The sequence below is a fragment of the Pseudomonas taiwanensis genome, from assembly GCF_013393345.1.
Lineage (GTDB): Bacteria > Pseudomonadota > Gammaproteobacteria > Pseudomonadales > Pseudomonadaceae > Metapseudomonas > Metapseudomonas resinovorans_C.
This window is the reverse complement of sequence record NZ_QJRF01000068.1, coordinates 1-7,306: the sequence shown is the minus strand read 5'-3', so window position 1 is coordinate 7,306 and position 7,306 is coordinate 1. Positions and strand designations below refer to the sequence as shown.

Here is a 7,306-nt window from a genome sequence, read left to right as displayed (position 1 = left end):
TGGGGCCGGCGCCGCCCCGCCAGCCGCGGGCGGCTTCGGTGCCATCCTCCGGCTCATCGCCAGCAGCAATGCCGCCGCCGGTATTCCGGAACAACCGACCGCGGATATCGACGACTGCACTGTCCTCGACCCAGACCTTCATATAGGCCGGATGAGCGAAACCCAGGCTCCACCAGGGGTTGTGATCGTCATGAGCGCCGGAAAGCGGGTCCATGGCCTGGCAGCCGCTGACCAGCAGCAGGCCTATCAGAAGAAAATGGCGCATCGAATCAGGCTCCTGTGCTAGGCATGGGGGTGACGCACGCGCCGGCCATCGGCGGTGGGGGCATTGATGAAGGTCAGGGCGACCCCCGTGCGTGGGGTCCGGCCCTGCAGGCTTACAGGCGGGTTCCAGTGGGCCGAGCAGTGGATGTAGTGCAGTCGCAACAACTGCTCTTCGGCGGGGGTGGTGCTGTAGTCGTCTCCCATGAATCGGTTGCAGAGCGGCTGGAGTTCAAGTGGCAATTGGGTGTCGGAGCGGTCAGGGATATCGTCGAAGTTCACGCCCTTTTGCCGGGCCAATTGATGCATCAGCCGCAGGTAGACCCGCGACAGTTCGCCCCGCACGGAGCGCTTCAGTTGCAGGGCGGCATAGACGCGTTTGCGTGGAGGGGCCAGGCGGTCAGTCGGATCGAGTGGCAGCGGCCGCGCCTCGGGGGTAACGATGGTCAGCATGTGGGCTGGCCAGCCTTTGGCCAGCCAGGCGTCCCGGGCCCGCTCGGCATCGCGGTGGATGGAGGTGCTGCGCACATCGGTGTGCAAGGGGACGTCCAGCGCCTGCATGGGGCTGACCAGCAGGGTTTCCTCTGCTTCGGCCAGGTAACCGCCCCCAAGGTCGGCATGGACGCCAGGCAGAACGATTTCGCGGTGCTCGGGCTCGGTGCTGTTGAGGGCGAAGTTGGCGCGGTATTCGTCCCGCGCCACCAGGTGCACCACTGTCGGGAAATGGGCAGGTGCCAGGTAGAGTTGCAGGCCTGGGGTACTGGCACTGCGCACATTGCCCAGGTTGGCAAGGCCAGCGGTGGAGGCCACGGTGTCGAACAGGCCGATAACGGCCACCTGCACTCCTTGCCCGTAGCGGCCGCTCAGGTCGTGGCTGAAGGTGCCGCTGGTATCGGGGAGCAGCATGCCCAGGGGGCCATTGCGGCCCTTGGCGATCTGGTTGGCGAAGTGCCGGGCCGCTGCTGCGCCTCGGCTGAAACCGAAGATATCGAAGGTCAGCGACTCAATTTCATAGTCGGTGTTTTCGTCGATGAAGTCGTAGCAAACCCTTCGGATATCCTTAAAGGCCTGCTGCACCTTTCCCGCCACACCAGTGGCGCCACGCCCAGTGCCTGCGCCGAACAGACTGTCCTCCTCACCCACGCGGGTGCCGCTGCCCTCGACATAGATACGTCGATAGCCCTGTTTGGCTGTGGCCGGCAGCTTCTGGGTTTCGGGATACAGGTCATGGAGCAGCCTGATATTGGTCACGCCATTGCCATAGCTGCTCTCCGGGTCGCGCATATAGGGCTTGCAGCTGGCGTCCAGGTCGTCCTCGGTGATGGCGTGCTGGGCGCCGCAGAGTAGGCCCAGGGCGGCGTTGGCGGCATTGTTGTAGGTGCCGTCGAAGAACACGCCGATGCGTAAGGCGATGCGAAGTTTGGCCTTGGGGGTATGCGTGAAGGGCTTCCAGTCGGGCGGTAGCTTGGGCTCAGCGGGAGCGGGCGGGGCGGAAACCGGCGCGCCAAACCAGGCCAGGTCGTCGGCCAAGGAGGGCCGTTTTCCGCTCAGGGGCTTGAATGGACGCCGGCTGATCAGCAGCCAGTCGCCGCTGCGAACGTGCTCGAGAATCCGGTTCCGACAGTATTCCTCCTGTCTGTCGTTGGGATCGATGCCGCATTCGCTGAGCAGTCGCTCGAGCCCGGGTAGTTGCCAGGGCTCGTCCAATGCCCGATCGACTTTGGAGACGGCGAAGAAAGGATCCTCCACCTGGTCCTCGTTGACGGGGTCGAAGATCGACCGTTTGACCAACCTGTCCATTGCGCTGTGCTTCCTGTGAGGCTCCATGGTTGAGGAGCGAGGCTTGCACAGGCGTGATGCCCTGGCGGCGTGATGCGGGCTGAACGCGCTATGGGAATGGTCTGGTTTTCGCTGTTTGGGCGTTCTGGGCTTGGAGCCTCAGAGTCGACAGCAGACCAATCTGTCGCGGCAGGGGCGGGCCGACGCGGCAGTGCGAGGCCTGTTGGGCAGGACTGCGTCGTGCTTCGCGATTGAAATCGCCCCCACAAGGGAAGGCCGTGCGGGCAGGATGGTGCCGGTGCGAGTCACCCCTCGGCCTCTGGGGTGAATAGTGCCCGGCTGGTACAAACTGCCCCCTCTCCCTCTGGGAGAGGGTTGCGACGCCCAGGCGCGATATTGGATCGCGTCCATGCCAGTTCGTAGGTTGGTCAGAGCGTAGCGAAGCCCAACGCCATATGAACCGGCTGACTCTGATGTCACCAGCGCGAGTCACCCCTCTCCTCTTCAGGGAGAGGGGCCGGGGGAGAGGGAGGCTGAGCCCCGTGCTGGCCTAAGCCCGCCGAAACACCAACGCCTTCAACCCCGCATCCTCATCGATATCCGCAAACTCCGGCGGATTCTCCAGCCGCTCCACGAACTGCAATTCCGGCGCTTCCGCCTGCATGCCCTGAATGAGGAAGTCCGGCCCAATGGCAGGATCATTCACACAGGCCAGCACCACTCCGTCCTCGGCCAGCAACTCCGGCAGGCGACGCAGGATCTTCTGGTAGTCGCGGGTCAGGGCGAAGCTGCCTTTCTGGAAGGACGGCGGATCGATGATCACCAGGTCGTATGGCCCGGTCTTCTTCACCTTGCCCCAGGACTTGAACAACTCATGGCCGAGGAAGCTGACACGGCTGAGGTCATGTCCATTCAGCCGATGGTTGTCCCGCCCCCGGCTCAACGCCGAGCTGGCCATATCCAGGTTCACCACATGCTCCGCGCCACCCTTGATGGCCGCCACCGAAAAGCCGCAGGTGTAGGCGAACAGATTGAGCACCCGCTTGCCTTGCGCATTGGCACGAACCCAGTCGCGGCCGTAACGCATGTCGAGGAACAGGCCATTGTTCTGCTTCTTGCCCAGGTCCAGCTTGAAGCGCAGGCCGCCCTCGCTGACCACGCACTCATCCACTGCCTCGCCCCAGAGCAGTTCGACCGTGCTCTCCAACAGGTAACGGTGCTGTAGCAGCAATGTCCGGGCACCGCTCCGTTGCCATGCCGGCGACTCAGTGAGGCTCAGCAGCATGGCTCGCAGTGCAGCGAGCTCGTCTTCCTCGACTTCGCGGAACAGCGATACCAGCACTACGCCCTGCAACCAGTCGACGGTGACCTGCTCCAACCCCGCCCAGCGCCGTCCACGGCCGTGGAAGATGCGGCGGATTTCGTCCGGCAGGTTCTCCAGGGCGGCGATCAGTTGCTGTTCGAGGGTGGCGATAGCGTCGAGGTTCATGGCAGGGGCGGTTCAGGAATGAGCGGGGGCGGCATTCTAACCCGAGCATTCCGTCAGGTTCGCGTGGCCAGGCGGGCGGCACTTCGCCGGTATGCGTGTTCGGCAGGGATGTGAGGCGGGGATGGACGTACCGGAAGTGCGCAAGGCTTCGGGCCAGCGACGGCGCATGAAGTTGAAATTCACGTTACGAAGAAGGCACCGCACACCCGGGCCATGACACCCGGGTGGCGTGGAAGCTCGTTACCAGAGCAGTGCGATCAGGATGATGATCGGGATGGGGATCCCGATAAGCCAGAGCAAGACGGAACGCATGATGTTCTCCTTTGAATGGCCAGGCCATTCCTTGTGGAAAAGCAGGGTTCAAAGGATTAGGGATGCGTGAGGGGAGGATGGTTCAGGCTTTCTGCCGAGGGGCCTGAACCGTTGGTGCGGAGATCTGGATGAGTCTGCGTCAGCGGGAGTTTTGCAGGCACTCGGCCAGGGCAGTACGCCAATCGGGCAGACTGACCTGCCAGTCGTTCGCCAGCTTGCGGCCATCCAGCCGCGAATTCAGCGGGCGCCGGGCCGGCGTCGGGTACGCGCTGGACGGAATCGGCACCAGGCGAGCACAGGGCTTGCCGGCAGCTTGCAGCTGGTCAGCGATGGCACTGGCAAAGCCGAACCAGGAGGTTTCGCCCCGGTTGGTCAGGTGATAGACGCCCCAATGGCGGTTGCCCGCCTGCCACTGATCGATCAACTGCGCCGTGGCCTGGGCGATGCTGCCCGCCCAGGTCGGCGCGCCTACCTGGTCATCCACCACGCGCAGCTCTTCGCGCTCCTGCAGCAGACGCTGCATGGTGAGCAGGAAGTTGCGCCCGTGCAGCGAATAAACCCAGCTGGTACGGAGGATCAGGTACTGCCCACCAACGGCCTGGATCGCCTGTTCGCCGGCCAGTTTGCTGGTGCCGTAGACGCCCAGCGGCTGGGTCGGGTCGTCCTCGACGTAGCGGCCGTGCTTGGCACCGTCAAAGACGTAGTCGGTGGAGTAGTGGAACAGCGGAATACCGAGGGCGGCGGCCTCTTCAGCGAGTACGCCGGGGGCCGTGGCATTGATCGCGACGGCGGCGTCCGCATCGGTCTCGGCCTGGTCCACCGCGGTGTAGGCGGCGGCGTTGATCAGCAGGTCGGGGGCCAGGGCACGGACCTGCTGGCGGATCTGCTCGGGATGGGCGAGATCGAGCCGGTCGCGCCCCAGGGACACGACCGCGGCCTTGCCGGCGAGGGCGAGCTGGAGTTCCCGCGCCACCTGGCCGCTATTGCCGGTGATGAGAATCTTCATGCGAACAGGTCCGCGTCCTTGAAGTTGACCCCGGCCTGGTCCTTGGCGGACAGCTGCGGCGCCTCGGCCAGCGGCCAGTCGATGGCGAGATCGGGATCGTCCCAGCGAATGCAGCGCTCATGCTCGGGGGCGTAGTAGTCGGTGGTCTTGTAGAGGAACTCGGCGTAATCGCTGAGGACCACGAAGCCGTGCGCGAAACCCTCGGGGACCCAGAGCTGGCGTTTGTTTTCGGCGGAGAGGTGTACGCCGACCCAGCGCCCGAAGGTGGGCGAGTTGCGGCGGAGGTCCACCGCGACGTCGAACACTTCGCCCGCGACGACCCGCACCAGTTTCCCCTGGGCTTGCTGCAGCTGGTAGTGAAGCCCGCGCAGGACGCCGCGCTGGGAGCGCGAGTGGTTGTCCTGGACGAAGTGGCGTTCGACGCCGGTCGCCTCGGCGAAGGTGCGGGCGTTGAAGCTTTCGTAGAAGAAGCCGCGCTCGTCGCCGAATACGCGAGGTTCGAGAATGAGGACGTCAGGGATAGCGGTTGGAATCGCGTTCACGCACCTTCTCCGGCGATGTCGAACAGGTATTGGCCATAACCGGTCTTGCCGAATGCCTTGGCCCGGGTCAGCAATTGCGTCTTGTCGATCCAGCCGTTCTGGTAGGCGATCTCCTCCAGGCAGGCCACTTTCAAGCCCTGACGGTGCTCGATGGTCTGCACATACTGGGAGGCATCCAGAAGGCTGTCGTGGGTGCCGGTGTCCAGCCAGGCGAAGCCGCGACCGAAGCGCTCGACGCGCAGATCACCGCGGCGCAGATAGGCGTTGTTGACGTCGGTGATTTCCAGCTCGCCACGCGGAGAAGGCGTCACCGCCTTGGCGATGCGGATCACATCGTTGTCGTAGAAGTACAGGCCGGTGACGGCATAGCTCGACTTCGGCTGAGCCGGCTTCTCCTCGATGGAAACGGCGCGACCCGCCTCATCGAATTCCACCACGCCAAAGCGCTCGGGATCTCTCACCCAATAGCCGAAGACGGTGGCGCCACTGGGCGATTGCGCGGCGCGCTTGAGCTTCTCGGTGAAGTGCTGGCCGTGGAAGATGTTGTCCCCCAGGATCAGGCATACCGGGTCGTTGCCGATGAACGCCTCGCCGATCAGGAACGCCTGGGCCAGGCCATCCGGCGACGGTTGTTCGGCATAGCTGAAGTGCACGCCGAACTGACTGCCATCGCCCAGCAGGTTGCGGTACTGCGGCAGGTCCTGGGGGGTGGAGATGATCAGGATTTCGCGGATGCCGGCGAGCATCAGCACCGAGATCGGGTAATAGATCATCGGCTTGTCATAGATCGGCAGGAGTTGCTTGGACACCCCCAGGGTGATGGGGTGGAGGCGGGTGCCGGAACCGCCCGCGAGGACTATCCCTTTCATACTGCTGCTCCCAGGCGTTCACGTTGATAGCTGCCGTCCTGCACGCGCTGGCACCACGGGAGGTTATCCAGGTACCACTGGACCGTCTTGCGCAGCCCGGTCTCGAAGGTTTCCTGCGGCACCCAGCCCAGTTCACGCTCGATCTTGCTGGCGTCGATGGCATAGCGCAGGTCGTGGCCCGGGCGGTCCTTGACGTAGGTGATCAGGTCTTCGAAGCGGGCCACGCCGGCGGGCTTGTGCGGCGCCAGCTCTTCCAGCAGGGCGCAGATGGCCCGAACCACATCGAGGTTCTTCTGCTCGTTATGCCCGCCGATGTTGTAGGTCTCGCCCACCGTGCCGCGGCTGACCACTTCCAGCAGCGCCCGGGCGTGGTCCTCGACGAACAGCCAGTCGCGCACCTGCTGGCCGTCGCCATACACCGGCAGGGGCTTGCCTTCCAGGGCGTTGAGGATCATCAGCGGGATGAGTTTCTCGGGGAAGTGATAAGGGCCGTAGTTGTTCGAGCAATTGGTCAGCAGCACGGGCAGACCGTAGGTGCGGTGCCAGGCGCGGACCAGATGGTCGGACGCCGCCTTGCTCGCCGAATACGGCGAACTGGGGGCATACGGCGTGGTTTCGGTGAACAGGTCGTCCGCCCCGTGCAGGTCGCCATACACCTCGTCGGTGGAAATGTGATGGAAGCGGAAGGCCGTCTTGCGTTCGGCGTCCAGCCCCAGCCAATAGGCGCGCACGCTTTCCAGCAGGCTGTAGGTACCGACGATGTTGGTCTGAATGAAGGCCGCGGGACCGTCGATGGACCGATCGACATGGGACTCGGCGGCCAGGTGCATCACCGCGTCGGGCTGGAAGCGCGCCAGCGCTGCGCCGACAACCTGGCTGTCGGCGATATCCGCCTGGAGGAACTGGTAGCGCGGATTGTCCGCGACCGCGGCCAGCGACTCGAGGTTGCCGGCGTAGGTCAGTTTGTCGAGGTTGAGCACCTCATGCTGGGTGTTTGTCAGCAAGTGGCGAACCAGGGCCGAACCGATGAAGCCGGCTCCGCCAGTGA

The 7,306-nt window shown here is 64.3% G+C and carries 6 protein-coding genes and 1 pseudogene; all 7 read right to left on the bottom strand.

What is annotated here, in order from left to right; genetic code table 11:
* Positions 1-265 (bottom strand): annotated as a pseudogene (locus DM872_RS20725) (DUF2931 family protein); the annotation flags it as partial.
* Positions 266-282: 17 nt separating this feature from the next.
* Positions 283-2,061: a phospholipase effector Tle1 domain-containing protein gene (locus DM872_RS20720; RefSeq protein ID WP_179059740.1), complete on the bottom strand. Its 1,779-nt coding sequence runs from the start codon at positions 2,059-2,061 to the stop codon at positions 283-285.
* A 529-nt stretch (positions 2,062-2,590) separates the two neighbouring features.
* Positions 2,591-3,529, bottom strand: a complete 939-nt coding sequence (locus tag DM872_RS20715; RefSeq protein ID WP_179061227.1) for a class I SAM-dependent methyltransferase — start codon at positions 3,527-3,529, stop codon at positions 2,591-2,593.
* A 451-nt stretch (positions 3,530-3,980) separates the two neighbouring features.
* The gene (rfbD, locus tag DM872_RS20710; RefSeq protein WP_179061226.1) at positions 3,981-4,847 is read right to left on the bottom strand and encodes a dTDP-4-dehydrorhamnose reductase; all 867 of its coding nucleotides are present in this window, start codon (positions 4,845-4,847) and stop codon (positions 3,981-3,983) included.
* Positions 4,844-5,389: a dTDP-4-dehydrorhamnose 3,5-epimerase gene (gene rfbC, locus DM872_RS20705; protein ID WP_179058985.1), complete on the bottom strand. Its 546-nt coding sequence runs from the start codon at positions 5,387-5,389 to the stop codon at positions 4,844-4,846. Before rfbC ends, rfbD begins: the two co-directional genes overlap by 4 nt.
* The gene (gene rfbA / locus DM872_RS20700; protein WP_179058984.1) at positions 5,386-6,258 is read right to left on the bottom strand and encodes a glucose-1-phosphate thymidylyltransferase RfbA; all 873 of its coding nucleotides are present in this window, start codon (positions 6,256-6,258) and stop codon (positions 5,386-5,388) included. The genes rfbC and rfbA overlap by 4 nt, the downstream gene beginning before the upstream one ends.
* The coding region (rfbB, locus tag DM872_RS20695; protein ID WP_179061225.1) for a dTDP-glucose 4,6-dehydratase at positions 6,255-7,306 on the bottom strand (1,052 nt) is incomplete at its 5' end. The genes rfbA and rfbB, both read right to left, overlap by 4 nt.

What these genes read in the sequence shown, in the direction of transcription:
- DM872_RS20720 (WP_179059740.1), bottom strand. Translation starts at nt 2,061, where the DNA reads ATGGACAGGTTGGTCAAACGGTCGATCTTCGACCCCGTCAACGAGGAC.
- DM872_RS20715 (WP_179061227.1), bottom strand. Translation starts at nt 3,529, where the DNA reads ATGAACCTCGACGCTATCGCCACCCTCGAACAGCAACTGATCGCCGCC.
- rfbD (WP_179061226.1), bottom strand. Translation starts at nt 4,847, where the DNA reads ATGAAGATTCTCATCACCGGCAATAGCGGCCAGGTGGCGCGGGAACTC.
- rfbA (WP_179058984.1), bottom strand. Translation starts at nt 6,258, where the DNA reads ATGAAAGGGATAGTCCTCGCGGGCGGTTCCGGCACCCGCCTCCACCCC.